The following is a 25645-nucleotide window of genomic DNA, read 5'->3' as shown; positions in this document are numbered from 1 at the left end:
GCCCTCGCGGGTGCGGGTGATGAGGACCCGGTCGGTGCGCGCCGGGTGAAGGCACTCGTGTCGCTGGCGCGCGAGGGCGCGGACCAGCTGGCGTTCGGGTTTGCCGCCGAGGACGCAGCGACGGCGAAGACCGGTGGGGGTGTGGCCGGAGGTGTGGCCCGGCCACCGAGGCAGGCACTCAAGCTGTACGTCCACACCTCGCTGGCCGACCTGGTCGCGCTCGCCGCGGGAACTGGTGACGTGACGGTGGCGGAGGTCGAGCGCCTTGGGGCGATCACCTCGGAGCTGGTGAAGTCCTGGCTGGATCGGACCCGAGTGAGCGTGACTCCGGTCCTCGACCTGGCCGACGCGACGTGGTCCCCGAGGCACGACCCGCCGCCGCGGATGCGCGACCAGGTGGTGCTGCGGCACCGGGGCTGTGTGTTCCCCTACTGCGGACGCGACGCGAGGTCGGGCGACCTCGACCACGTCGAACCCTGGGACCCCGACCGTCCCGGCGAACCGAACGATTCCCACGAGACCTCGGGCACCCGGCCGGACAACCTCGCCCCGCTCTGCCGGCGACACCACCGGGTCAAGACCCACGGACGCTGGCGCTACGAAGCACTACCCGACCCGTTTGGCGACCCCACCACTGATCCACCGAGTGCCAGACCCACCCGACCACCCGAACACCTCTGGATCGGCCCCCACGGCGAGACCTTCCTCGTGACCCAAGGCTGCACCCTGCCAGTCGGCGACCCCTGACACCCACGACGTCCACCCGACTCCGTGGCAGGTGGGTCCCAGCGCCCGCGCGACGATGCGAGCGTGGATGCAGTGGCGACGACCTCCGGAGCGATCGAGGTACGCATCGTCGCGCCTGGCTCGGCGGCGGCGCAGGCGGCGCAACTCGGCTACCTGGCGGACGTCGCGGCCCGTTACTACGGCCGGCCCGCCACCGCGGAGGAGATGGAGGCGGCTCTGCGTGACCACCCCATCGACGAACTGGTGGCACCCGACGGCCTGTTCCTCGTGGCGACCGACAGCGTGGGTTCCGTCTGCGGGTGCGTCGGCCTGGCCCGCATGGAGAACCGGAGCGGCGAGGTCCGCCGCCTGCACGTCCACCGCCAGTTCCGGGGCAGAGGCCTGGGCCGTCGCCTCATGACCGATCTCGAGCACCGTGCGCGCCGGATGGGCATCGTGGACCTCCGCCTCGACACCCGACGTGACCTGGTCGAGTCCCAGCACCTCTACGAAGCCCTCGGCTACCACAGGAGCACTCCGCACTCGGGCGGTCCCTATGCAGAGGTGTTCTTCACCAAGAGCCTGGGGTGAGTCGCCCCGCCGGTGGGGGCGACCCACTCACACCAGCAGCAGCACCACCGGCAACAACACGCTCGTGGCCAGCGCGGTGAGTCCCATCGACAGGCCCGCGAAAGCGCCCTCGGTCTCGTTGTCGACGAGCGAGCGCGAGGTGCCGATGCCGTGGGAGACCGCGCCCATTGCCAGCCCGCGTGCGCGATGGTCGCGCACCCGCAGCAACGTCAGCACGGTGGGCGCAAGCACAGCACCGAGGATGCCGGCGGTGATGGTGACGACGGCCGTCAACGGCGGCAGGCCACCCACCTGCTCCGAGAGCGCGATGGCAACAGGGGTCGTCGTTGCCTTGGGTGACACCGTCAGCGCCAGGGTCTCGCTGCCGCCCAGGAGCAGCACGAGGGCGTACGCGGTCGCGATCGAGACCACCGCGCCGAGCGGGATGGCCACCAGCATCGGCCCGACCACGCCGCGCATCCGGCGTACCTGCCGGTGCAGCGGCACCGCCAGCGCCACCGTCGCCGGCCCGAGCCAGAAGCTGACCAACGTGGCCGCGTCGGCGTACGCCGCGTAGTCGACGTCGAGCAGCGTGATCCCGAGCGCCGTGCCGACGATGCCGACCACGACGGGTTGCGCCAGGGGGTGGCCGTGGGTCCGGTCACGCAGCCAGAGCCCGAGGCGGTAGCTCAGCAGGGTCAGCAGCACCAGAGCTGCGGGGGACGCCAATGCCTCACGCATCGCGACCTCCTGCGGCCGTCGCATCGCCACCCGGCTCGGGGTGGTGGCGACCGAACCCCTGAACGATCCAGCCGACGACGGCGAGGCCCGCCAGCCAGGACACCACCAACGACACCCCGAGCGGCACTGCCTCGGTGCGCAGCACCGCCAAATGGGTGACGATCCCGACCCCGGCCGGCACGAAGAGCAGCTGCAGGTGACGCAGCAACCCGTCGGCAGCCCGCATCGTGCCGGCGTCCGCCGCCGGGCGACGCCACTGCAACCAGCCGAAGAGCAGCACCATGCCCACCACCGGCCCCGGCACCGGCAGGCCGGTCACGTCGACCACGATCTCGCCGACGACCTGGAGCAGGAGCAGGACGGTCAGCCCACGGATCACCCGGCACCGCCCTCAGGAGCGACACCGCGCCGGTGGCAGTCGTACAGGTGGGGGTCGAACATCCCCGTCGCCTCCATCAGTGCGTGCATGGTCGTGGGTCCGACGAAGGTGAAGCCACGCTTCTTCAGCGCCCTCGAGAGTGCCACCGACTCCGTCGAGGTGGTCTGCGCCTGCGGCACCACCGCGTCGCCGGGACGGTACGCCGCGACGAGCTCCTCGAGCCCTCCGGCTTCCCGCAGCGCGACAACGGCCCGGGCGTTGACCACGGCCGCAGTCACCTTCGCCCTGTTGCGCACGATGCGGGCGTCGCTCAGCAGCCGCTCGACATCGGCCTCGGTGAAGCCGGCGACCACGTCGGCGTCGAAGCCGGCGAAGACCTCCCGGAAGGCCGGCCGCTTCGCGAGGATCGTGCGCCACGACAGCCCCGACTGGAAGGCCTCGAGCGTGAGCCGCTCGAACCAGGCCGCCTCACCGGAGACGGGCTCGCCCCACTCGGCGTCGTGGTAGTCGCGCTCCATCGCGCTGCCGTACGCCCACGGGCACCGCAGCAGGTCGTCGTCGGCGCCACGGACCGCGCCGAGGCCCTCACCACCGACCGCCTCCACGCGCGCCGGCCCCGTCACGCGACGCTCACCGGCGCGGCCGCAGCCGTACCTGCGGCATCGGCGGGGCTGGGATCGGCGGCAGGTGCTGGCCGGGCACGACGCCGAACCGACCGGGCTGGACCAGCGTGCTGTCGGTGACCAGCTCGCCGTCGCGGTGGAGCTGCGCCTGCCACTCCTCGCGGGCGGCGACGACCTCCTCGTGGGTGCGTCCCACGAAGTTCCACCACATCAGGATCTCCTCACCGAAGGGCGGCCCACCGATCACGACCAGACGTGCGGCGATCCCGGCGCGCAGCGTCACCCGGTGGTGGCCGGTGCCGAGGTAGAGCAGCTCGCCGGGCTCCACGTCCTCCTCGCCCACGGTCAGGCTGCCGGCGTCGAGCAGGATGCCGTGCTCGTAGGACGGGTCGAGGTCCAGGGTCATCGTCGTGTCGTCGTCCAGCAGCAGCTCGGCGCCCAGCAGCGGCGAGTGGGTGCGTACGGGTGAGGTGTCGCCCAGCAGCGAGCCGACGAAGACCCGGGCCTCCCACCCCTCGCCGCGCACGGCGTCGGGCACGTAGTGGTCGAACCCGGGCTCGACGTCCTTCGCCTCCGCGGGCAGCGCCACCCACAGCTGCACCCCGTGCAGCACGGTCGTCTCCGGCGTCGAGACCTCCGAGTGGCTGATCCCCCGGCCGCCGGTCATCAGGTTGAACTCGCTGGGACGCACCATCGCCTTCACCCCGGTGGAGTCGCGGTGCTCGATCTCGCCGGTGAAGAGCCAGCTGACGGTCTGCAGGCCGATGTGGGGGTGCGGCGGGACGTTCATGCCTCCGGTCTCGCTGACCGGGTCGGGGCCGTAGTGGTCGAGGAAGCACCAGGCGCCGACGAGGGAGCGGTGGCGGGCCGGCAGCGTGCGCCGCACCGTCATCGCACGAGGGCCGCCCAGCGGCACCTCGCGGGGCACGAGCACCTCGACGGTGACGTCCTCGCCGCAGGCGATGAGTTCCTCGGTCGGGTGCGGGTCGGGGTTGGTCATGCGACGGCCTTCCTCGGCTCGAGCCGGATGATGATCGACTTCGACGCCGGCTGCCGCGATCCGTCGGCCATGTGGTCGAGCGGCACCAGCGGGTTGGTCTCGGGGTAGTACGCCGCCGCGCACCCACGCGGCTGGTCGTAGGGCACCACCCGGAAGTCGGCGGCCCGACGCTCCACGCCCCGCCAGAGCGAGACCAGGTCGACCCGGTCGCCGTCGGCGAGGCCGGCGTCACGCAGGTCGTCGGGGTGCACGAAGACGACCCGGCGCCCGCCCGTGATGCCGCGGTAACGGTCGTCGAGGCCGTAGATCGTGGTGTTGAACTGGTCGTGCGAGCGCAGCGTCTGCAGCAGCAGGTGGCCGTCGGGCACGTCCAGCACCTCCAACGGCGACGGCGAGAAGACGGCCTTGCCCCGGGCGGTCGGGAAGGTCCGCGAGTCGCGCGGCGGGTGCGGCAGCGTGAAGCCACCCGGGCGGTCGACGAGCTCCTCGTAGCCCTCGCAGCCGGGCACCACCCGGCCGATGCGCCGACGGATCTCGGAGTAGTCACGGCGCATCGCGTCCCAGGGCACCACGTGACCCTCGCCGAAGGTGGCCAGCGCCAGCGAGCAGACGATGTCGACCTCGCTGCGCAGCTCCGGCGACGCCGGCTCCAGCGGGCCGCGTGAGGCGTGCACGGCCGACATCGAGTCCTCGACGGTGACTCGCTGCTCCCTCCCCCCGGTGCGGTCCTTCTCGCTGCGGCCGAGCGGCGGCAGGATCAGCGCCGTACGCCCGTGCGCGAGGTGGGAGCGGTTGAGCTTGGTCGCGACGTGCACCGTCAGTGCCGCATTGGCCATCGCCGCCTCGACGACCGCGGTGTCGGGGGCGGCGGAGACGAAGTTGCCGCCCATCGCGAAGAAGACGTCGAGGTGACCGTCGCGCAGCGCCTCGATGGTGGCGACGGTGTCGAAGCCGTGCTCGCGCGGCGAGGTGATCGAGAACTCTGCGTCGAGGGCGTCGAGGAACGCGTCGGGCGAGCGCTCCCAGATGCCCATCGTCCGGTCGCCCTGCACGTTGGAGTGGCCGCGGACCGGGCAGACGCCGGCGCCGGGCTTGCCGATGTTGCCCTGGGCGAGCGCGACGTTGACGATCTCCTTGATCGTGGCCACCGCGTTCTTGTGCTGGGTGATGCCCATCGCCCAGCAGATGACGGTGCGCCGCGAGCGCTTGAACTCGTCGACGACCGCGGCGATCGTGGCCTCGTCGATGCCGGTGGCCCGGTGCACCGCCTCGAGGTCGAGGCCGCGCAGGTGGTCGGCCCACGCCTCGAAGCCCTCGGTGTGGGCGGCGATGAAGTCGTGGTCGAGCACCTGCTCGCCCCGCTCGTCGGCCTCCAGCAGCGCGGCGCCGACGGCCTGGAAGAGCGCCAGGTCGCCGTTGATCCGCACCGGCACGTGGAGGTCGGCCAGGTCGGTGCCCTTGCCGATCACGCCGCGGGGCTTCTGCGGGTTCTTGAAGCGCATCGTGCCGGGCTCGCGCAGCGGGTTGATCGAGACGATCCGGGCGCCGTTGCGCTTGGCCACCTCGAGCGCGGAGAGCATCCGCGGGTGGTTGGTGCCGGGGTTCTGGCCCATCACCACGATCAGCTCGGCGTCGTGGATGTCGCCCAGGGTGACCGACCCCTTGCCGACCCCGATGGTGTCCGTGAGCGCGGTGCCGCTGGACTCGTGGCACATGTTGGAGCAGTCGGGCAGGTTGTTGGTGCCCAGCGAGCGCACGAAGAGCTGGTAGACGAAGGCGGCCTCGTTCGAGGTCTTGCCCGACGTGTAGAAGGCGGCCCGGTCGGGGTCGTCGAGGGCGCGCAGGTGCTCGGCGACCAGGCCGAACGCCTCGCCCCAGTCGATCGGCTCGTAGTGGCTGGCGCCGGGACGCAGCACGACGGGCTCGACGATGCGGCCCTGCTTGCCCAACCAGTACTCACTGCGCCCGCGCAGGTCCTCCACCGAGTGGGCGGCGAAGAAGTCGCGGTCGACGTGGGCCTTCGTGGCCTCCTCCGCGACCGCCTTCGCCCCGTTCTCGCAGAACTCGGCGTGCGCGCGCTCCCCGGGCGCCGGGTCCGGCCAGGCGCAGCCCTGGCAGTCGAACCCGTCGGCCTGGTTGAGCTTCGTCAGCGCGGACGCCGCACGCGTCGCCCCCATCTGGCCGACGGCGTGCTCCAGCGCCACGCGTACGCCCGTGACCCCCGCCGCCGCGTCGGCCGGCGGACCGACCTCGAGCCGGGACTCGTCGACGTCGTCGCTCGGGCGCTTCACGACGGGATCACGTTTCTCGGCCGCTCGCTCATGCCCCCATCCTCCACGGTGTCCCGTGGAAGGGAAGCCCGGTCCTCCACGCGGCAGTGCCACGACCAGCAGAGCTGGCCCAGCACCACGATGACCGCCGAGGCGACCGCGAAGGCGAGCGTCGAGGTCACCAGCAGCGGCGCGAGCGCGACCGCCACGGTCGCGTTGAAGAGCAGGGTGGTGAAGGTCGCTGCACTCATCACCGACCCGCGAGCCTGCGGGAAGAGGTCGAGCGACATCAGCTGCAGCGTCGGGTAGGCGATCGCGCTGCCCAGGGCGACGCCGACGCACCCGACGACCGCCCACGGCGCCCGGTCACCCACCGGGGAGGCGGTCACGGCGATGCCGAGCGCCGCGCCGGCGAGCGCGACCGTGTAGCCGATGCTGACGAGGCGGCGGCCGCCGATCCGTCCGGCCGCGCGACCCGAGATCCACGAGCCCAGCGTCATCGCCACGATCATCGGCACGAAGAGCACCCAGAAGTCGAGCTCCCCCAGGCCGAGCAGGTCGCCCACGAAGATCGCGGCGCCGCCGATGTAGAGGAACTGCGCCCCGAAGAGGAAGGTGCCCGACCAGGCAATCCGGTGGAAGGCGGCAGTCCGCAGCACCCCGACCAGCCCGCCGACGAGCGCGGCGGGACGCAGGGGCGTACGCCGCTCGGGCGGGTGGGTCTCCGGCAGCACCAGCAGCGCCGCGGCGATGAGCACCACGCCCAGCGCGGCCATGACCCCGAAGACCAGGGGCCAGTCTCCCACCTGGAGCACCGCGCCACCGACCATCGGGGCGATCGCCGGCGCCAGCCCGAAGATCATCGCGACCCGGCTCATCAGCTGCTGGGCCTGCGGGCCGTCGAAGACGTCACGGATCACCGTGCGGCTGACGATCGTCGAGGCGCCCGCACTCAGCCCCTGCAGCACCCGGAAGGCGAGCAGCGTGGTCAGGTCGGGCGAGAAGGCCGCACCGATCGAGGCCACCGAGTAGACGGCGAGCCCGGTCACCAGCACCGGCCGGCGGCCCACCGCGTCGGAGATCGGGCCGTGGAACACGCTCATCACCGCGAACGCGCCCATGTAGGCGGTCACCACCAGCTGCATCTGTGCCGACGTCACGTCGAAGTCGCGGGCGATCCGGCCGAACGCCGGGAACGGCGTGTCGATGCTGAAGGGGCCGATCATCGACAGCATCGCCAGCACCACCGGGATGACCACGAGGGCGCGGCGACTCGTCGGGTCGAGCGGCCGGGGAGTCACGACCGAGTATGCGCCCGACCGGGACGACGTCGGTCGCTGGCTAGGCTCGGTGTGTGAGCGAGCAGACATCCTCTCCCGACGTGCACCCGGCCTGGGCCGGCCTCCTCGACGACGCCCGCGCGACCACCCCGCAGGGCACCGTGAGCCCTGAGCTGCTCGCGCAGCACGCCGACCTGCGCGCCGGCGGACTCATCGGCACGCTGGCCGTCCGCGACACCGACCTGCCGCTGCTACGAGGCGTGACGACGCCGTTGCGGGTGGTGCTGACCAGCGGCGCCGGCGCGGTCGCGGGTGCCCTCGGGCTGGCCGCGAAGCTGGGTCTCACCGTCACCTCCCTGCAGGTGGCGCTGCGTGACGTCGACGACCTTGGCGGCAACGCCCGGCGCGTGGTCGCCGCGGTCGACGCGGCCCGCGGCGAGGGCGTGCTCGACGACGAGGTGCGCGTCCACGTCGACGTGCCCACCGACCTGCCCGGCGGGGTCGGCGGGCAATGGGCCCGCGCGGCCGACGAGGTCGCCGCGGCCGAGCTGGCGCTGCACCTGCGCTGCGACGGCACGGTGGACGTACGCCCCGACGAGGCCGCCCGGTGGATCGACGCGGTGCTCGACCGGGAGACGCCGTTCTCGGTGGCGGCCGCAGCAGACGTCAGCGACCCCGCGGGAGCGGGGGACGGCACCGGGCTGATGGGCGCGGTCAACCTGCTCCTCGCCACCCGCCAGGCCTTCGACGGCGCCGACCGGGCGACCGTGACCGCGACGCTGGCCGGCGACGACCCGACCGAGGTGCTGACCGTGGCGCGGGGCGAGGAGTACCTCGCCGCGACCCGGCGCTGGCTGCCCTCCGTGGTGGCGAGCGACCCCGCAGCCGTCGCCGACGGCTTGCTCGCGACGGGGCTGCCCACCGGTTCGTGAGGACCGCCCGGGGTGGTGACGGCCCGGTACGCTCAGAGCCGTGAGCGCGCTGTCATCTCCCCGTCCGGTCCGCCTGCTGCTGATGCGGCACGGCCAGACCCACGGCAACGTCGCGGGAGCCCTCGACACGGCCGCGCCCGGTCTGGAGCTGACCGACCTCGGCCAGGCGCAGGCCCGCGCCGCCGCCCGCGCACTTGCCGGCCACGGGGTGCAGGAACTCTTCGTCTCCACCCGGATCCGCACGCACCAGACGGCCGCTCCCACCGCCGCCGAGCACGGCTGCTCGCCCGTCGAGCTGCCTGGGCTGCACGAGATCTCGGCCGGCGACTACGAGATGGCCACCGACAACGCATCGGTGATGGGCTACCTCTCGACCGTACGCAGCTGGGTCACCGGTGACCTGCACGTGCGGATGCCCGGCGCCGAGACCGGCCACGAGTTCCTCGAGCGCTACGACGCCGACGTCGAGCGACTGACCACCGGCGGCCACGACACGGTGCTGCTGGTCAGCCACGGCGCCGCGATCCGCACCTGGGTGGCCACCCGGGTCGACGGTGCCCGCGAGCGACCCGAGGCGACCCAGCCACTGCACAACACCGGCCTGATCACCGTCGAGGGCCACCCGCGCACCGGCTGGCGGCTGCTCGACTGGCACGCCGACCCCGTCGGCGGCTCCTACCTGGAGGACCCGTCGGCCGACGACCCGACCGCGGAGCCGACCCCCGAGGCCGGGGTGCGCTGACTCAGATCCAGCCCATGCGTCGAGCGGTCGCCACGGCTTCGTGCCGGTTGGCGGCGCCCAGCTTGGAGACCGCCGACGAGAGGTGGTTGCGCACCGTGCCGGCCGACAGGTGCACCCGCCGCGCGATCTCCTCCACCGGCGCCGCGTCGGCGGCGGCCTCGAGCACGTCGGCCTCCCGGGCGGTCAGCGGCGAGTCGCCGGCAGCGATCGCCTCGGCAGCCAGCTCGGGGTCGACGTGGCGTCCCCCTGCGTGCACGGCACGCACGACCGACGCCAGCGTCGCCGCCGACGTGGTCTTCGGCAGGAACCCGCGTACGCCCACGGCCAGCGCCCGCTTGAGGTAGCCGGGCCGCCCGTGGCTGGTGACCACGACGCAACCGCACTCCGGGAGCTCGCCGAGGATCTCGGCGGCCGCCTCGATGCCGTCGAGACCGGGCATCTGCAGGTCGAGCACGGCCACGTCGGGCCGGTGCTGCCGCGCTGCGGCGACCGCCTCCGGGCCGGTGGCGGCCTGCGCCACGACCTCGAAGTCGTCGTCGAGGTCGAGCATCTGCGCCAGGGCCCCGCGGATCAGGTGCTCGTCGTCGGCCAGCAGGATCCTGATCACGGGGTCGCCTCCTCGGGGGCGTGCAGGTGCAGGCGCACCACGAACTCGTCGTGCTCGACGCCCCACGTCAGGCGTCCACCGTGGGTGGCGACGTCGGCGGCCAGCGTACGCAGCCCGCTGCCGTCGCCCTCGACGTCGCCGGGTGCGTCACCGCCCTCGCCACCGTGGCCTGCGTGGACACCGTCGTTGCGCACCGTCACGACCCCGTCGGCGTGGTCGAGCCGCACCTGGGTCGCGCGGGAGTGGCGCAGGGTGTTGGTCACGGCCTCGCGCACGAGGCGCGCGACCGGTTCCTGCCACCGCGCGGGCAGGTCCGCCAGGTCGGTCTCGACCGCGATGCCGGCCGACACGAGGAGCGCCCGGGCACCCTCCACCTCCTGGGCGAGGTCGACGGGGCGGTAGCCGCGAGCCAGGGCCCGGGCCTCCCGCAGCGCGTCGTGGGCGCTGGCCCGCACCTCGCGGATCCGCGCGGCCGCCCGGGGGTCGCCACGCTCAGCGAGGGTGGCGGCCAGCTCCGACTGCACCGCGATGGTGGCGAGGTGGCGGCCCATCACGTCGTGCACGTCGCGGGAGAAACGCAACCGCTCCTCCGCGACCGCCAGGTCGGCCTGGGCGCTGCGGGCCCGGTCGAGCTCGTGCACCACGCCGAGCACCCACAGCGAGCTCTGCACGGTGAAGACGAAGAAGGCCGCGATCCCCGCACCGAAGAGCCACATCCAGGATCCGGAGACCCCGCAGAGCAGGGCTCCCGCCACGACGGCACCCCCCTGCACCCACTTCTGTCGCGCGCCCCCCAGGGCCAGTGCGACCGTCGTCGTGAGCAGGTAGCTCGTCGTGAAGCGGTCGTCCGGCGAGGTGCCCCACGCCAACCAGGCCACCCCCACCAGGAGGAGCACGGCCAGCGCCGTCAGCCACAGCCGGGGCAGCTCGCCGGGGCTGAACCAGAGCCGCATGAAGATCGTCACGCACCGGTCGACCACGACGACCAGCGCCACGGCGTGCAGCGCGATCGCCACGACCTCCCACCGCGTCGTGGCGGTGCTGACCGCCGCGAGGCCGGCGAAGCCGACCAGCAGCAGCGCCATGCCGCGCAGCGACCCCCGCGTGTAGAGATCGATGCGCTGCACGTTGGTGCGCCCGGCCCAGCCGAGCAGTGGGCCCCCCGACGTCACGCCCGCGGCTCCCAGCGCAGCGACCGACCGGCCAGCAGCAGTGCCACGACGGCCCAGACGACCAGGACGGCGAGGCCGGGCCCAGCCTCCGCGAAGCCCTGGAACCATCCCACCCGCTCGAGCGTCTCGGGCTCGCGCCCGAACCAGGAAACCATCAGCAGGTCGCTGATCGCCGCGCCGGGCAGCAGGTCGGTCCAGCGGGTGACCGACTCGGGCAGGCCGGCGGTGAGCGAACCCGCCAACGCGATGATCATGACCGGGCCACTGGTCAGCTGGGCGGACTCGGCCGTCTTGGTCCACGACGCGGTCCAGATCGCCAGCGCCGCGAAGGTCACGCAGGCGACCAGCACGGCCACCAGGAGCAGCAGGGGGTTGCGCGGCAGGTCGAAGCCGGCGCTCATGGCGATCGGCACGGCGAGCAGCACCACGCCCACGGTGATCGCGACACCCGGCAGCGCCATCGAGGTGACGAGCTCGCTGTCGCGGACCTCACCCGTGCGCAACCGCTTGAGCACCAGCTCGTCGCGCCGCGTCACGAACATCGAGAGCAGGTTGTAGTAGCCGGGGAAGATCAGCGCCATCACCACCGTGATGGTCAGCGCCCCCACCCCCGCCTCCGGGGTGGCCTCGGGCACCGCGAAGAGCAGGAGCAACGGGATGAGCGGCATCCCGAATCCGTAGATCAACGTGGTGCGGTTGCGCGCCATCAGCAGCAGGTTGAAGCGGGCCAGGCCCACGGTGCGACGGGCGGACAGGCTGGGGCGGGCGGGGGCGAGGGTGCTCATGCCGGGGCTCCTTGCTGGATTTCTGCACGGTCGGCCGCGACGGCCAGGAAGACGGACTCGAGGGTGGCGCTGCGGGCGTCGAGCATCGCCAGCTCGACGCCGGCGTCACGGGCGGCGAGGAGCAGGTCGGTCAGCACCGGCTGCAGGTCGGCGACCCGCAGCACTGTGGTGCCACCGTCGTGGCTGACCTCGGCGCCGGCGGGCAGCGGCAGGTCGCGCCGGGGCGTACGGAACGAGATCTCGGCGGGGTGACCGGCGACGATCTCGGCGACGGTGCCCTCACGGACGACCTCCCCCGCGCGCATGATCGAGACCTGGTCGGCCAGCTGCTCGGCCTCCTCCAGGTAGTGGGTGGTGAGCAGCACGGTGGCGCCGGAGTCACGCAGGTCGCGCACCAGGCGCCAGACCGCGCGCCGGCTCTCCGGGTCGAGGCCGGTGGTCGGCTCGTCGAGCACCACCAGCTCGGGGCGCCCGGTGAGGGTGCAGGCCAGGTCGACGCGGCGGTGCTCGCCGCCGGAGAGGCCACGCATCCGGGTGTCGGCCAACCGGCTCAGGTCGAGCATCTCCAGCGACTCCTCCACGGGGCGCGCGCCGGTCACCGTGGCCGCCCACATCTTCAGGGTCTCGCGCACCGTCAGGTCGGCGACGAAGCCACTGTGCTGCAGGAGCACGCCCGTACGCCGGCGCACCTGCGCGCGGTCGGCGACCGGGTCGAGGCCCAGCACCCGGACCTCGCCGGCGGTGGCGGGGGCGAGGCCCTCGAGCACCTCGAGGGTGGAGGTCTTGCCGGCGCCGTTGACGCCGAGCAGCGCGTGGACCTGTCCGCGGCGCACCTGCAGGTCGATGCCACGGACGGCCTCGAAGGCGTCGGCTCCCGTGCCGTAGGTCCGCCGCAGGCCCCGGGTCTCGATCGCGAAGGGGAAGTCAGTCATGGCTCCAGCCTCTCCCGAGGAGCGACGCGGCGACAGTGCGGGACGTCATGGGTTGACGAGCGTGCGGCACGGGTCGGCCATGACAGGTGTCACGGGCAGTCACGTCACGGGCGGTCGTCGAGCGGCAGCCACTGGTGGCCGGCGCGCAGCAGTGCGGTCGCCTCGGGATGGGTGTCGTGCAGGTGGGCCCGGGCCCGGCGGCGCAGCCGGACCATCTGCACCAGGCCCAGGCCCCAGCAGAGGTACTGGGCGGCGAAGGCCACCCGGAAGTCGTCGAGGTCGTAGGCGCCCGCGCCGGCCGGCTCGACGACGTCGAGCACGATCCCGATCAGCGCCACGGTGACCAGTGAGGCAACGAAGCCGCCCACGTTGACCAGCGCGGTCGCCCGGCCGACGGCCCGCACCGGGGTGAAGGTGCGGATGATGTCGAAGCCGATCACCGACGTCGGTCCTCCGGTTGCGACGCAGGCCGCCATGAGCAGCACCAGCCAGACCGGGGAGGGTCCGTCCACGAGGAGGACCGCCGTCCAGGCGGCGACGATCGCGAGCACCACCACGATCGCGGTGCGGGCCCGATGGAAGGGCAGCCGGGTCGTCAGCTGGCCGATGACGACGCCGCTGAGCACCACCCACCCGGTCATCGCCATCAGCAGGGTGCCGGCCGCGACCTCGCTCCACCCCTGCGCCCGCACCAGGAACGGAAAGCCCCACAGCAGCACGAAGACGGTGAACGGGAACGACGTCGTGAAGTGGACCCAGAACCCCAGGCGTACGCCCGGGTTGCGCCACACGCGCCCGACCGAGGTGGCGACCTCCCGCAGGCTCTCCGCGGGACCTGTCGCGACGGCGTACGGCGAGTTCTTCACGACCAGCAGCACACCCACGAGCAGCACCACGCCGATGCTCGAGGTGGCGGCGAAGGCACGGGTCCAGCCGAGGTGGGTGAGCAGCAGGGTCAGCGGGGCCGCAGCCACGATCGCGCCCATCTGCCCCATCCAGCCGGTCAGCTGCGTGGTCATCGCCACCTGCGTGGGCCGGAACCAGACCGCCACCAGGCGCACCACGGTCACGAAGACCATGGCGTCGCCGGCGCCCACGAAGCCTCGGGCCACGGCCCCGAGCAGGAACGAGTCGGCGAACGCGAAGGCGAGCTGGGCCGCCGTCATCACCACGAGGCCCACGCAGAGCAGGGCGCGGGCGCCGAAGCGGTCGAGCATCACCCCGACCGGCACCTGCATCCCCGCGTAGACGATCAGCTGCAGCACCGTGAAGAAGGCGAGCTGTGAGGCGGCGATGTCGAAGCGCTCGGTGGCCAGCAACCCGGCGACGCCGAGCGAGCTGCGGTGGAAGACCGCGAGCACGTAGACGCCGATCGCCACGCCCCAGACCGCCCAGGCACGTCGTCGACCGATCGCGTGGATCTGCTCGCCCGTCATCCGGCCGAGTCTGCCGCAGTGACCGGCGGGCAGAATGACCGCATGCCGACGACTGCGCCCACGGGCCTGCTCGACCTCGTCGTCGTGGGCGGCGGTCTCGTCGGCTTGGCGACGGCGCGCGAGTTCCTGCTCCGCCGGCCGGGCGCGCGGGTGGTGGTCGTCGAGGCCGAGGACCGGGTCGCGGCCCACCAGAGCGGCCACAACTCCGGGGTCGTGCACGGCGGCCTCTACTACGAGCCCGGTTCGCTGAAGGCGCGGCTCTGCGTCGAGGGCGCGGCGATGACGTGGGCGTACGCCGCCGAGCACGGCATCGCCCACGAGCGCTGCGGCAAGCTCGTGGTCGCGGTGCGACGCGACGAGCTGGGCCGGCTCGACGAGCTGGAGCGGCGCGGGGTCGCCAACGGCGTGCCCGGGCTGCGGCGCGTGGGGGCGGAGGAGATCCGCGAGATCGAGCCGAACGCGACCGGGGTGGCGGCCCTGCACGCCCCGAACACCGGGATCATCGACTACGCCGCTGTCGCGCGGCAGGTGGCGAGCGACCTGGAGGCGGCCGGTGCGTCGGTGCTGCTGTCGACGCGGGTGCACAGCGTGCGCGAGGGCGTCGACTGCGTGGTCGAGGCCGACTCCCCCACCGGTCCCGTACGCCTGCACGCGCGGCAGGTGGTGACCTGTGGTGGCCTGTGGGCCGACCGGTTGGCCCGCGCCTCCGGAGCCGACCCGGACCCGCGCATCGTGCCCTTCCGCGGGGCGTACCTGCGCCTGCACCGCACCGAGACCCCTGTGGTGCGCGGCATGGTCTACCCCGTGCCCGACCCGACCCTGCCGTTTCTCGGCGTGCACGTGCACCGGACGATCTCCGGCGACGTGATGGTCGGCCCGACCGCGGTGCTGGTGGGTGCGCGCGACGGCTACCGGCTCTCGATGCTACGGGCCCGCGACGTCGCCGAGACAGTGACCTGGCCAGGCACGTGGCGGGTCGCCCGCCGCTACTGGCGCACCGGCATCGACGAGGTCGCCACCGCCCTCAGCACGCGGCGCCACCTGGCCGCCGCGAGGGCGTACGTCCCCTCCCTCACCCCCGCGGACCTCGACGGCACCGTGCACGCCGGGGTCCGCGCCCAGGCCGTCGGCCGGGACGGCGCTCTCGTCGACGACTTCGTGCTGTCACGCAGCGGCGCCGTGACGCACGTACGCAACGCGCCCTCGCCCGCGGCGACCTCGGCGTTCGCGCTGGCGCGGGAGCTGGTCGACCGGGTGACCGGCTGAGGCACCCCGAAATCACCACTGGCCCCCGCGTGGCGGGGGCCAGTGGACCCAGTGTGGCAGATGAAGGATTCGAACCTTCGAAGGCGTAAGCCGACGGATTTACAGTCCGCTCCCATTGGCCGCTCGGGCAATCTGCCTTGGGTGTCGCCCAGACCCGTTTGGGGGTCCGCGTGACTACGGGAGAGAATAGCCCAGCACGCCTCGAGAGAAAAAACCGACCACCCCGAACCGCAGGAGAGACAGTTCATGGCCGACTCGTCGTTCGACATCGTCAGCAAGCTGGACCGCCAGGAGGTCGACAACGCGCTGGGGCAGACCGCTCGCGAGGTCGCCACCCGCTTCGACTTCAAGGGCACCAACGCGACCATCGAGTGGTCGGGCGAGAAGGTCATCGAGATCTCCGCCTCCGCCGACGACCGCGCCAGCGCCGTGCTCGACGTCTTCAAGACCAAGCTGGTCAAGCGCGACGTCTCCCTGAAGGTGCTCGACGCCTCCGAGCCGCGCCAGTCGGGCCAGCTGTCGAAGATCACGATCAACCTCAAGGAGGGCATCTCCTCGGAGGACGCGAAGAAGATCTCCAAGCTGATCCGCGACGAGGGCCCCAAGGGCGTCAAGGCGCAGATCCAGGGTGAGGAGCTCCGCGTCTCCTCCAAGAAGCGCGACGACCTCCAGGCCGTGATCGCCCTGGTCAAGGGACAGGACCTCGACTTCCCGGTGCAGTTCGTCAACTACCGCTGAGCGTGCGCGAGCCTAGACTCGATGCATGAATCTGACTGACGAGCAGGTCGCTCGCGTCCTCGCGCTGGCCCTCGACCTGGCCCGCGCCGGGGAGACGGAGCAGTTGGCGGAGTTCCTCGACCACGGCCTCCCGGTCGACGCCACCTCCGAGTCGGGCGACTCGTTGCTGATGCTGGCGGCCTACCACGACCACCCCGACACCGTGGACATGCTGATCGGTCGCGGCGCCGACCCCGACCTGCGCAACGCTCGCGACCAGTCGATCGTGGCTGGCGCCTTGTTCAAGGGCGCCGACGACGTCGTACGTCGCCTGGTGGCCGCCGGTGCCGACCTCGACGCCGGCACGCCAACAGCCCGCCAGGCGGCCGAGATGTTCGGCCGTGGCGGGCTGCTGGACTGAGGCCCCTCAGGCGAAGGCCCCTCAGACGAAGGCCCCTCAGACGGAGGTCACTCAGGCGGGCGGAGTGCTGTCGGGGTTGGGGTCCGTGTCGTCGAGCGCACCAGCGTTGAGGGCCTCGAGCGCCTTGCGGACACCCTCGCCGTAGGCCGGGTCGGCCTGGGTGCAGTGGTAGATGTGCTTGTCGATCGACGTCTGGGAAGCACCCTGGATGTTGCGGGCGGTGTTCTCGAACAGCCGCTGCTGCTCATCAGGCGTCATCAACCGGAACAGGTCGCCGGGCTGCTCGAAGTAGTTGGCGTCGTCCTCGCGGAAGTTGAACCGGTCGGCGACGGCACCGATGGCCTGCGCCGGGTCGGCGTACTGCGGCTGCTCGGACCAGCGGCCGAAGTTGTTCGGCTCGATGCCCGGCACCGAACCCTGGTTGCCGTCGACCCTCATGGCGCCGTCGCGGTGGTAGGTGTTGACCACCTTGGCCGCACGCGGCTGGTTGACGGGGATCTGGTGGTGGTTGACGCCCAGCCGGTAGCGGGCGGCATCACCGTAGGAGAAGAGCCGGCCCTGGAGCATCCGGTCCGGGCTGAACGAGATGCCCGGGACGAGGTTGGCGGGCGTGAACGCAGCCTGCTCGACCTCGGCGAAGTAGTTGTCGGGGTTGCGGTTGAGCTCGAACTCGCCCACCTCGATCAAGGGGTAGTCCTTCTTCGACCAGACCTTCGTGAGGTCGAAGGGGTGGAAGCGGTAGGTGTCGGCCTCGGCCTCCGGCATCACCTGGATGAAGAACTTCCACTTCGGGAAGTCTCCCCTCTCGATCGCCTCGTAGAGGTCGCGCTGAGAGGACTCGCGGTCCTCGGCGACGACCGCTGCAGCCTCGGCGTCGGTGAGGTTCTCGATGCCCTGCTGGGTGCGGAAGTGGAACTTCACCCAGAAGCGCTCGCCGGCCTCGTTGATGAAGGAGAAGGTGTGCGAACCAAAGCCGTGCATGTGGCGGTAGGACTTCGGAATGCCCCGGTCGCTCATCACGATGGTGACCTGGTGGAGCGCCTCGGGCAGGTTGCTCCAGAAGCCCCAGTTGTTCTCCGCGTCACGCAGGTTGGTGCGCGGGTCACGCTTCACGGCGCGGTTGAGGTCGGGGAACTTCAGCGGGTCGCGGAAGAAGAAGACCGGGGTGTTGTTGCCGACGACGTCCCAGTTGCCCTCCTCGGTGTAGAAGCGCAGCGCGAAGCCGCGGATGTCGCGCTCGGCGTCCGCTGCACCGCGCTCACCAGCGACGGTGGAGAAACGCGCGAAAATCTCGGCCTGGTTGCCGACCTTGTTGAAGAGCGCGGCCTTCGTGTACTGCGAGATGTCGTGGGTGACGGTGAACGTGCCGTAGGCGCCTGAGCCCTTGGCATGCATCCGACGCTCAGGGATGACCTCACGGTCGAAGTGCGCGAGCTTCTCGAGGAACCACAGGTCCTGCAGCAGCATCGGGCCGCGCGGGCCGGCCGTCATGCTGTCCTGGTTGTCGACGACCGGGGCGCCGGCAGCCGTGGTGATCGGCTTGGTGTTCTCTTCAAACGACATCGTGGATGGCTCCTCTGTGAGGGTTGGTGAGGGTTCGGTGAGTGGGTCGAGTCAGGTGGTGGCCTGCGAGGTGGCGGAGCACGTCGGGCAGACGCCCCAGTAGGTCACCTCGGCTTCGTCGACGACGAAGCCGTGGGTGGTGGAGGCGTCGAGGCACGGGGCCTGCCCGACGGCGCAGTCCACGTCGGCGATCGCACCGCACGAGCGGCACACGACGTGGTGGTGGTTGTCGCCGATTCGCGCTTCGTAGCGCGCAACGGACCCGGAGGGTTGGATGCGGCGCAGCAGACCCGCCTGGGTCAGCGCCCGCAGCACGTCGTACACCGCTTGGTGCGAGACCGCCGGCAGCTCACGGCGTACGGCGTTGATCAGCGACTCGGTGTCAGCGTGCGGCTGCGAGTGCACAGCACTCAGCACGGCGACCCGAGGTCGCGTGACACGCAGGCCTGCGGCCTTCAGACTCTCGCGGGAGTCGACACCAGACGTGGTTGACATCTCCGCCACCCAACCACACTCTCTTGAATAATTCAAGAAACGGTGGTCAGCTGGGTCGCGGCGGGCCTGCTGGGGCGAGCAGGCATCACCGTCGCGCCGGCGACCGGGGAGAGCCACACGGTGACCCCCTCGCGTACGCCCAACGCAGCGGCGAGCGGGCGGGTGAGCTGCACCTGCACCGCCTCGCCGTCCAGGGTCAGCACCGTGAGTTTCACCTCAAATCCGATCCTCAGCACCCGCGACACCGTGCCCTCCACGGCGCCGACGACCAACGGTGCCGAGGAGACCTCGATGTCGTGAGGGCGGATCACCCGGCCCCCGAGCGTGGTGACCTCGCCCAGGAAGCTCATCACGAAGTCGTTGGCGGGCTCGTCGTAGAGCTCGTCGGGCGTGCCGACCTGCTCCACCCGGCCGTTGTTGATCACCACGATCTCGTCGGAGACCTCCAGCGCCTCCTCCTGGTCGTGGGTCACGAAGACGGTCGTCACGTGGACCTCGTCGTGCAGGCGTCGCAGCCAGTCGCGCAGCTCCTTGCGGACCTTGGCGTCGAGCGCACCGAAGGGCTCGTCGAGCAGCAGGACGCTCGGCTCCACCGCGAGCGCCCGGGCCAGGGCCATGCGCTGGCGCTGACCACCCGAGAGCTGCGACGGCAGCCGGTGGGCGAACTGGTCGAGATGCACCAGCTCCAGCAGCTCGTGGACCCGGTCGGCCACCTCGTCCTTGGGCTTCTTGCGGATCTCGAGCCCGAAGGCGACGTTCTTGGCGACCGTCATGTGCTTGAACGCCGCGTAGTGCTGGAAGACGAAGCCGACGTTGCGCTTCTGCGGCGGCAGCCGGGTGGCGTCGATTCCCTCGATCTCGACAGAGCCCGCGTCGGCGGACTCCAGGCCGGCGATGACCCGCAGCAGCGTCGACTTGCCGCCGCCGCTGGGGCCGAGCAGGGCCGTCAGCCGACCCGTGGGGATGGAGACGGTGACGTCCTCGAGCGCCACGAAGTCGCCGAAGCGCTTGGTGACGTCCTTGACCTCGATGCTCATGCGCGTGCTTCCTTCTCGTCGGTGTGGCTGGGGCGGATCAGGGCGACGACGACGATGCAGACCACCGACACCATCGCCAGGAGGAACGCGACGGCGTAGGCCTCCTGCTGGGCGAAGTTGAGGTACTTCTCCTCCACCACGAGGGTGGCGGTGCGGGTCTCCCCCAGCACGTTGCCGGAGACGACCTTGACGGCGCCGAACTCGCCGAGCGAGCGGGCCAGCGAGAGGACGACGCCGTAGACGATCGCCCACTTGATGCCGGGCAGCGTGATGCGGAAGAACGTCTGCACCCCGTTGGCGCCGAGCGAGCGGGCGGCGACCTCCTGGTCGGTGCCGATCTCCTCGAGCACCGGCACGACCTCACGGATCACCAGCGGTAGCGCCACGAAGGCGGTCGCCATCACGATGCCGGGCGTGGAGAAGATGACCTGCAGGCCCCACGACTCCAGGGTCGGACCGAACCAGCCGCCACGCCCCCCGTAGACCAGCACCAGCGCCAGACCGACCACGATCGGCGAGACCGAGAGCGGCAGGTCGATCAGCGCGCTCAGCAGGCGCTTCCCGGGGAACTCGAAGCGCACCAGCAGGAGCGACATGGTGACGCCGAAGACCAGGTTGATCGCCACGGCCCAGAAGGCGGCGAGGGCGGTGAGCCGCAGCGCCGCCTGGACGTCGACATCCGCGAGGACGTCCAGCAGTGCCTGCGGGCCTCCGTCGAAGGTGTTGACGACGACCAGCGACACCGGCCACGCGATGAGCAGGAAGAGGTAGGCGACCACGATCGAGATGCGCAGGACCTTAGCCACGGCGGCTCACCCTCCTCTGGATGACGTCGAGCACGATGATCACGGTCAGCGAGATGACCAGAAGCACGGTGGCGGTGGCGGCGGCGGAGTCGAGGTTGTCGTTCTCGATGCTGCCGAGGATGCGCACGCTGGTGACCTCGGTGGAGAAGGGCAGGTTGCCCGAGAGCAGGACGAGCGAGCCGTACTCACTCACGCCGCGCGCGAAGGAGAGCGCGGCGCCGGCGGCGATCGCGGGCACCAGTGCGGGCAGCACGATGCGGCGGAAGGTGGTGAACCGGCTCGCGCCCAGTGACGCGGCAGCCTCTTCCACGTCACGGTCGAGCTCCGCGAGCACGGGCTGCACGGTGCGGACGACGAACGGCAGCGTGACGAAGAGGAACGCCAGGAAGACGCTCAGGCGGGTGTTGGCGACGTCGACGCCGAGCGGGCTGTCCCGACCGTAGAGCGACAGCAGCACCAGACCGGCGACGATGGTGGGCAGCGCGAAGGGGATGTCGATGAGGATCTCCAGCAGTGCCTTGCCCGGGAACCGGTCGCGCACGAGCACCCAGGCGATGAGCGTGCCCATCACGATGTTCACCAGGGTGACCAGGACGGCCTGGGAGACGGTCAGCCGGATCGCGGCGGCCGTCTGGTCGTTGGTGAGGGTGGTCCAGAAGTTCGTCCAGCCACCCTCTGAGGCCGTCACGACGACGGCGCAGAGCGGGATGAGGACGAGCAGGCTGAACCAGGTCATCGCCACACCCAGGGCGAGCCCCGACGCCGGCGTCAGGGTGGAGGGCGTACGCCGGCGCGGACGCGCCGCCGGCCGGCGGCGTGACCCAGGTCCCGCCGCCGGTCGCTCGAGGGTGGCCGTGCTCATTCACCCAGTCCGGTCTTGGCGATCGCCTCGGTGACCAAGCCGTTCTCCTCGTCGAAGAACGTCGTGGAGACCTCGTCCCAGGTGCCGAAGTCCTCGGCGACGGTCATCAGGGTCGGCACGACCGGGAAGGGGTTGCTCGGGTCGGCCGCCCCCTCGACGGTGCCCCCGAAGTCGACGTCGTCGCGGATCGGACGGAAGCCGGTGAGGGCAAACTGCTTCTGGCCCTCGTCGCTGAGCACGAACTCGAGCCACTTCTCCGCGATCGGGTCGGCGTCCTTCAAGATGGCTCCGGGGTTCTCGATCAGCAGGGTGGTCTCGGGGATGACGTACTCGAAGCCCTCGCCCTCCTGGGCGGCGAGGATGGCCTCGTTCTCGTAAGCCATCAGCACGTCACCGGTGCCGCTGAGGAAGGCCTGGGTGGCGTCGCGCCCCGAACCGGGCAGGGCAACCACGTTGGCGAAGAAGTCGTCGACGTAGGCCTGCGCGTCCTTCTCGCTGCCGCCGTCACGGATGACCTGGCCGTACGCTGCCAACGCGTTCCAGCGCGCCGCACCGGAGGACGCGGGGTTGGGCGTGACGATCTCGACGCCCGGCTTGACCAGGTCGTCCCAGGTCTCGATGCCCTTGGGGTTGCCCTCGCGCACACCGAAGACGACGACGGAGCGGGAGACGACGCCCTTGTTGTCGCCCTGGTCCCAGTCCTCGTCGACCAGGCCCTCGTCGACCAGGCGGGTCACGTCGGAGGCGACGGAGAAGTGGACGTAGTCGGCGTCCAGACCACTCACCACGGCGCGACTCTGGTCACCGGAGGCACCGTAGGAGCCCTTGACCTTGAAGCCCTCGCCGTCCTCGGTCCTCGCGAACTCCTTCTCGATGTTCTTGTTGGCAGCCTCGGGCACGGCGAAGCCGACGATGCGGAAGGCGCCGTCGTCGGCACCCTCGGACGCTGCGCCGCAAGCGGCGAGGGCGAGCATCCCGACGGCGGCGAGACCGGTGGCGAACCGGCGTGAGTGGTTGAGCTTCATGTCCATCTCTCCTCGGGTGGGGCGGGACCCGACGACCGGGTGCCCGACTACTTAGTCGAGTACCTTAGTGGACTTAAGTAGGTAAGTGCGGTTTTGAGACAGCGGCGCGGCGACGACTCGACGTGACCTACGTCTCAGGGACGGGTCGAACCACTGGTGGCCGGGGCTAGGGTGGCGACAGTGCCCGCGCGCCGAGGGAAGGGTGGCCCCGCAGTGACGACGAAGCAGGTCAAGCAGCTCGACCGGGTGATCATCCGGTTCGCCGGTGACTCCGGAGACGGCATGCAGCTGACGGGCGACCGGTTCACCAGCGAGTCCGCGGCCTTCGGCAACGACCTGGCGACCTTCCCCAACTTCCCCGCGGAGATCCGGGCACCTCAGGGCACCCTGCCGGGCGTCTCGTCCTTCCAGGTGCACTTCGCCGACCACGACATCCTCACCCCCGGCGACCGGCCCGACGTGCTGGTGGCGATGAACCCGGCAGCCCTCAAGGCCAACCTGGGCGACCTGCCCCGCGGGGCGACGATCATCGTCGACACCCACGACTTCACCCGACGCAACCTGCAGAAGGCCGGCTACCCGACCAACCCGCTCGAGGACGACACGCTCGCGGAATTCCAGGTGCACCCCGTCGACCTGACCGGCATGACGGTCGAGGCGGTCAAGGAGTTCGGGCTCTCCCGCAAGGACGCGGCGCGGGCGAAGAACATGTTCGCCCTCGGGCTGCTCTCGTGGATGTACGGCCGCCCGACCGAGACCACCGTCGAGTTCCTCACCCGCCGCTTCGCCAAGGTGCCGGCCATCCGCGACGCCAACGTCACGGCCTTCCGCACCGGCTGGAACTTCGGCGAGACCACCGAGGCCTTCGCGGTCTCCTACGAGGTCAAGCCGGCCCCCATGCCGGCTGGCACCTACCGCAACATCACCGGCAACCTGGCGCTGGCGTACGGGCTCGTCGCGGGTGCCGTGCAGTCCGGGCTGCCCGCACTGCTGGGCACCTACCCGATCACCCCCGCGAGCGACATCCTCCACGAGCTGAGCAAGCACAAGTCGTTCGGCATCACCACCTTCCAGGCCGAGGACGAGATCGCCGGCATCGGCGCCGCGATCGGCGCCTCGTTCGCCGGCCACCTCGGCATCACCACCACCTCCGGGCCGGGCATCGCGCTGAAGAGCGAGGCGATCGGCCTGGCCGTGATGACCGAGCTGCCGCTGGTCGTGGTCAACGTGCAGCGCGGCGGACCCTCGACCGGCCTGCCGACGAAGACCGAGCAGTCCGACCTGCTCCAGGCGATGTTCGGCCGCAACGGCGAGGCACCCGTGCCGGTGATCGCCCCCTCCTCCCCCGGCGACTGCTTCGACGCGGCGCTCGAGGCGGTGCGGATCGCGGTCACCCACCGCACGCCGGTGATGCTGCTCTCCGACGGCTACCTGGCGAACGGCTCCGAGCCGTGGCGCGTGCCGGACCCGGCCGAGCTGCCCACCATCGACCCCGGCTTCGCGACCGCGCCCAACCACGTCAGCGAGGGCAAGGACGGCACCGAGGTCCACGACTTCTGGCCCTACGTCCGCGACGCCGAGACGCTCGCCCGCCCGTGGGCGGTGCCCGGCACCCCCGGCCTCGAGCACCGCATCGGCGGGCTGGAGAAGGGCGACGGCCACGGCAACATCTCCTACGACCCGGCCAACCACGACTTCATGGTGCGGACGCGCGCGGCCAAGGTCGCGGCGATCGCCGACGCCCTGCCCCCGCTGGAGGTCGACGACCCGACGGCGGCCGACGGTCAGCCGGCGAAGGTGCTGGTCATCGGGTGGGGCTCGACCTACGGCCCGATCGGGGCGTCCGTACGCCGCGTGCGCAAGGCCGGCGGCCGGGTCGCGCAGGTGCACCTGCGCCACGTCAACCCGTTCCCGAAGGACCTCGGCGAGGTCCTCGCGCGCTACGACAAGGTGCTGGTCCCGGAGATGAACATGGGCCAGCTCCGGATGCTGCTGCGCGCGGAGTACCTGGTCGACGCGATCGGCTACAACCAGGTCAACGGCCTGCCCATCAAGGCTGCCGACCTCTCCCGGGTCATCGCTGACCTGGTCGAGGAGGTCGACGACAGCACCCTCGACATGGACGCCTCCGGAGAGAGGAGCAACGCATGAGCACCGCCGACCTGCCGATGCCGACCCTGGGCACCACCGGCGTCCCCACCGCCGACACCCCCCAGACCGCCAAGGAGTTCACCTCCGACCAAGAAGTCCGCTGGTGCCCCGGCTGCGGCGACTACGCCGTGCTCAAGGCCGTCCAGTCCTTCCTCCCCACCCTCGGCCTCCGACGCGAAAACATCGTCTTCGTCTCCGGCATCGGCTGCTCCTCAAGGTTCCCGTACTACCTCGACACCTACGGCATGCACTCCATCCACGGACGCGCACCCGCCATCGCCACCGGCATCGCCACCGCCCGCGAAGACCTCTCCGTCTTCGTCGTCACCGGCGACGGCGACGCCCTCTCCATCGGCGGCAACCACCTCATCCACGCCATGCGACGCAACGTCAACATGACCATCCTGCTCTTCAACAACCGAATCTACGGACTCACCAAGGGCCAGTACTCCCCCACCTCAGAAACCGGCAAAATCACCAAGTCCACCCCCATGGGCTCGGTCGACCACCCCTTCAACCCGGTGTCATTGGCCCTCGGAGCCGAAGCCACCTTCGTCGCCCGCACCATCGACTCCGACCGCAAACACCTCACCACGGTGCTCGAAGCCGCCGCCGCCCACCGCGGCACCTCACTCGTCGAGATCTACCAGAACTGCCCGATCTTCAACGACGGCGCCTTCGACGCCATCAAGGACCCCGACACCGCCCAGGACGCGATCATCCCGCTCGTCCACGGCGAACAGATCCGCTTCGGCGCCCACGACGAGCACGGACGCGGCACCAAGGTGATCGTGCGCGACGAGGTCACCGGCGGCGTCCGGGCGGCGTTGGCCAGCGAGGTCGACGAGAGCCAGGTGCTCGTCCACGACGCCCACAACCCCGACCCGACCGTGGCGTTCGCGATCAGCCGGCTCACCGACTCCGGCTACCTCAACCAGTCCCCCATCGGCATCTTCCGCCAGGTCGACCGGGCCACCTACGACGACCAGGCCCGCGCCCAGGTGACGACGGCGCGCGGCGACCTCGACGCCGACGACCCGCAGGCGCGGTTGGCCTCCCTCATCGGTGGTGGCGACACCTGGACGGTCGTCTGAGGGCACGACCGCC

Annotated in this window: 26 protein-coding genes and 1 tRNA gene; 9 read left to right on the top strand and 18 right to left on the bottom strand. The window is 71.3% G+C overall.

Annotated elements, in window-relative coordinates:
• Together IEQ44_RS13170 and IEQ44_RS13165 are read left to right on the top strand one after the other, a co-directional pair.
• The coding region (locus IEQ44_RS13170) for an HNH endonuclease (protein WP_193638927.1) at positions 1 to 747 on the top strand (747 nt) is incomplete at its 5' end.
• A 63-nt stretch (positions 748 to 810) separates the two neighbouring features.
• The gene (locus IEQ44_RS13165; protein WP_193638926.1) at positions 811 to 1317 is read left to right on the top strand and encodes a GNAT family N-acetyltransferase; all 507 of its coding nucleotides are present in this window, start codon (positions 811 to 813) and stop codon (positions 1315 to 1317) included.
• Positions 1318 to 1344: 27 nt separating this feature from the next.
• Here IEQ44_RS13165 and IEQ44_RS13160 read toward each other — a convergent pair whose 3' ends face one another.
• The 6 genes from IEQ44_RS13160 to IEQ44_RS13135 are packed head-to-tail and all read right to left on the bottom strand — an operon-like array spanning position 1345 to position 7610.
• Positions 1345 to 2061, bottom strand: a complete 717-nt coding sequence (locus tag IEQ44_RS13160; protein WP_227487462.1) for an LrgB family protein — start codon at positions 2059 to 2061, stop codon at positions 1345 to 1347.
• Positions 2030 to 2416, bottom strand: coding sequence for a CidA/LrgA family protein (locus tag IEQ44_RS13155; RefSeq protein WP_193638925.1), 387 nt, complete (start codon positions 2414 to 2416; stop codon positions 2030 to 2032). Before IEQ44_RS13155 ends, IEQ44_RS13160 begins: the two co-directional genes overlap by 32 nt.
• Entirely contained in the window at positions 2413 to 3039 is a 627-nt protein-coding gene (locus tag IEQ44_RS13150) for a DNA-3-methyladenine glycosylase I (protein WP_319804672.1), read from the bottom strand. The genes IEQ44_RS13155 and IEQ44_RS13150 overlap by 4 nt, the downstream gene beginning before the upstream one ends.
• Before the next feature lie 7 nt (positions 3040 to 3046).
• Entirely contained in the window at positions 3047 to 4039 is a 993-nt protein-coding gene (locus IEQ44_RS13145) for a pirin family protein (protein WP_193638924.1), read from the bottom strand.
• On the bottom strand, positions 4036 to 6330 hold the full coding sequence (locus tag IEQ44_RS13140) for an FdhF/YdeP family oxidoreductase (RefSeq protein ID WP_193638923.1): 2295 nt from the start codon (positions 6328 to 6330) through the stop codon (positions 4036 to 4038). Before IEQ44_RS13140 ends, IEQ44_RS13145 begins: the two co-directional genes overlap by 4 nt.
• Positions 6327 to 7610 (bottom strand): multidrug effflux MFS transporter, encoded by a 1284-nt coding sequence (locus tag IEQ44_RS13135; RefSeq protein ID WP_319804671.1) that lies wholly within the window; start codon positions 7608 to 7610, stop codon positions 6327 to 6329. The genes IEQ44_RS13140 and IEQ44_RS13135 overlap by 4 nt, the downstream gene beginning before the upstream one ends.
• A 53-nt stretch (positions 7611 to 7663) precedes the next feature.
• On the opposite strand from IEQ44_RS13135, the gene IEQ44_RS13130 reads away from it, so the two are divergent.
• Together IEQ44_RS13130 and IEQ44_RS13125 are read left to right on the top strand one after the other, a co-directional pair.
• Entirely contained in the window at positions 7664 to 8521 is an 858-nt protein-coding gene (locus tag IEQ44_RS13130) for a hypothetical protein (protein WP_193638921.1), read from the top strand.
• Between the two features lie 40 nt (positions 8522 to 8561).
• Positions 8562 to 9263: a histidine phosphatase family protein gene (locus IEQ44_RS13125; protein WP_319804670.1), complete on the top strand. Its 702-nt coding sequence runs from the start codon at positions 8562 to 8564 to the stop codon at positions 9261 to 9263.
• A gap of 1 nt (position 9264) precedes the next feature.
• Here IEQ44_RS13125 and IEQ44_RS13120 read toward each other — a convergent pair whose 3' ends face one another.
• The 5 genes from IEQ44_RS13120 to IEQ44_RS13100 form a co-directional block, all read right to left on the bottom strand.
• Positions 9265 to 9870, bottom strand: coding sequence for a response regulator (locus IEQ44_RS13120; protein ID WP_193638920.1), 606 nt, complete (start codon positions 9868 to 9870; stop codon positions 9265 to 9267).
• Positions 9867 to 11042 (bottom strand): sensor histidine kinase, encoded by a 1176-nt coding sequence (locus IEQ44_RS17970; RefSeq protein WP_193638919.1) that lies wholly within the window; start codon positions 11040 to 11042, stop codon positions 9867 to 9869. Before IEQ44_RS17970 ends, IEQ44_RS13120 begins: the two co-directional genes overlap by 4 nt.
• The gene (locus tag IEQ44_RS13110; protein ID WP_193638918.1) at positions 11039 to 11827 is read right to left on the bottom strand and encodes an ABC transporter permease; all 789 of its coding nucleotides are present in this window, start codon (positions 11825 to 11827) and stop codon (positions 11039 to 11041) included. The genes IEQ44_RS17970 and IEQ44_RS13110 overlap by 4 nt, the downstream gene beginning before the upstream one ends.
• Complete coding sequence (locus IEQ44_RS13105) at positions 11824 to 12759, bottom strand: ABC transporter ATP-binding protein (RefSeq protein ID WP_193638917.1); 936 nt, start codon at positions 12757 to 12759, stop codon at positions 11824 to 11826. The genes IEQ44_RS13110 and IEQ44_RS13105 overlap by 4 nt, the downstream gene beginning before the upstream one ends.
• A gap of 104 nt (positions 12760 to 12863) precedes the next feature.
• A complete protein-coding gene (locus IEQ44_RS13100) occupies positions 12864 to 14195 on the bottom strand; it encodes an MFS transporter (protein WP_193638916.1) in 1332 nt (443 codons plus the stop codon).
• A 42-nt stretch (positions 14196 to 14237) separates the two neighbouring features.
• Between IEQ44_RS13100 and lhgD the strand changes: the two genes are divergently transcribed.
• Positions 14238 to 15461 (top strand): L-2-hydroxyglutarate dehydrogenase, encoded by a 1224-nt coding sequence (gene lhgD / locus IEQ44_RS13095; RefSeq protein WP_193638915.1) that lies wholly within the window; start codon positions 14238 to 14240, stop codon positions 15459 to 15461.
• Between the two features lie 54 nt (positions 15462 to 15515).
• Here lhgD and IEQ44_RS13090 read toward each other — a convergent pair.
• Positions 15516 to 15598: transfer RNA gene (locus IEQ44_RS13090), tRNA-Tyr, on the bottom strand.
• 109 nt (positions 15599 to 15707) lie between these two features.
• Between IEQ44_RS13090 and IEQ44_RS13085 the strand changes: the two genes are divergently transcribed.
• Positions 15708 to 16199 (top strand): YajQ family cyclic di-GMP-binding protein, encoded by a 492-nt coding sequence (locus tag IEQ44_RS13085; RefSeq protein WP_193638914.1) that lies wholly within the window; start codon positions 15708 to 15710, stop codon positions 16197 to 16199.
• 25 nt (positions 16200 to 16224) lie between these two features.
• The gene (locus IEQ44_RS13080; RefSeq protein ID WP_193638913.1) at positions 16225 to 16599 is read left to right on the top strand and encodes an ankyrin repeat domain-containing protein; all 375 of its coding nucleotides are present in this window, start codon (positions 16225 to 16227) and stop codon (positions 16597 to 16599) included.
• Positions 16600 to 16650: 51 nt separating this feature from the next.
• On the opposite strand, the gene IEQ44_RS13075 is transcribed toward IEQ44_RS13080, so the two are convergent.
• The 6 genes from IEQ44_RS13075 to IEQ44_RS13050 are packed head-to-tail and all read right to left on the bottom strand — an operon-like array spanning position 16651 to position 22387.
• Positions 16651 to 18162: a catalase gene (locus tag IEQ44_RS13075; RefSeq protein ID WP_193638912.1), complete on the bottom strand. Its 1512-nt coding sequence runs from the start codon at positions 18160 to 18162 to the stop codon at positions 16651 to 16653.
• A gap of 51 nt (positions 18163 to 18213) precedes the next feature.
• Positions 18214 to 18657, bottom strand: a complete 444-nt coding sequence (locus IEQ44_RS13070; RefSeq protein ID WP_193638911.1) for a Fur family transcriptional regulator — start codon at positions 18655 to 18657, stop codon at positions 18214 to 18216.
• A gap of 32 nt (positions 18658 to 18689) precedes the next feature.
• Entirely contained in the window at positions 18690 to 19694 is a 1005-nt protein-coding gene (locus IEQ44_RS13065) for a sulfate/molybdate ABC transporter ATP-binding protein (RefSeq protein ID WP_193638910.1), read from the bottom strand.
• Positions 19691 to 20500, bottom strand: a complete 810-nt coding sequence (locus IEQ44_RS13060) for a sulfate ABC transporter permease (RefSeq protein WP_193638909.1) — start codon at positions 20498 to 20500, stop codon at positions 19691 to 19693. The genes IEQ44_RS13065 and IEQ44_RS13060 overlap by 4 nt, the downstream gene beginning before the upstream one ends.
• Entirely contained in the window at positions 20493 to 21362 is an 870-nt protein-coding gene (cysT, locus tag IEQ44_RS13055; RefSeq protein WP_193638908.1) for a sulfate ABC transporter permease subunit CysT, read from the bottom strand. The genes IEQ44_RS13060 and cysT overlap by 8 nt, the downstream gene beginning before the upstream one ends.
• The gene (locus tag IEQ44_RS13050) at positions 21359 to 22387 is read right to left on the bottom strand and encodes a sulfate ABC transporter substrate-binding protein (protein WP_193638907.1); all 1029 of its coding nucleotides are present in this window, start codon (positions 22385 to 22387) and stop codon (positions 21359 to 21361) included. The genes cysT and IEQ44_RS13050 overlap by 4 nt, the downstream gene beginning before the upstream one ends.
• A gap of 180 nt (positions 22388 to 22567) precedes the next feature.
• On the opposite strand from IEQ44_RS13050, the gene IEQ44_RS13045 reads away from it, so the two are divergent.
• Positions 22568 to 24538, top strand: a complete 1971-nt coding sequence (locus IEQ44_RS13045; protein WP_319804669.1) for a 2-oxoacid:acceptor oxidoreductase subunit alpha — start codon at positions 22568 to 22570, stop codon at positions 24536 to 24538.
• The gene (locus IEQ44_RS13040; protein ID WP_193638905.1) at positions 24535 to 25632 is read left to right on the top strand and encodes a 2-oxoacid:ferredoxin oxidoreductase subunit beta; all 1098 of its coding nucleotides are present in this window, start codon (positions 24535 to 24537) and stop codon (positions 25630 to 25632) included. Before IEQ44_RS13045 ends, IEQ44_RS13040 begins: the two co-directional genes overlap by 4 nt.
• Positions 25633 to 25645 lie beyond the last annotated feature (13 nt).

This window comes from Nocardioides malaquae (assembly GCF_015070385.1).
Taxonomy (GTDB): Bacteria; Actinomycetota; Actinomycetes; order Propionibacteriales; family Nocardioidaceae; genus Nocardioides; species Nocardioides malaquae.
The sequence above is the reverse complement of the archived record's forward strand: the minus strand, read 5'-3'. Positions and strand labels throughout refer to the sequence as shown.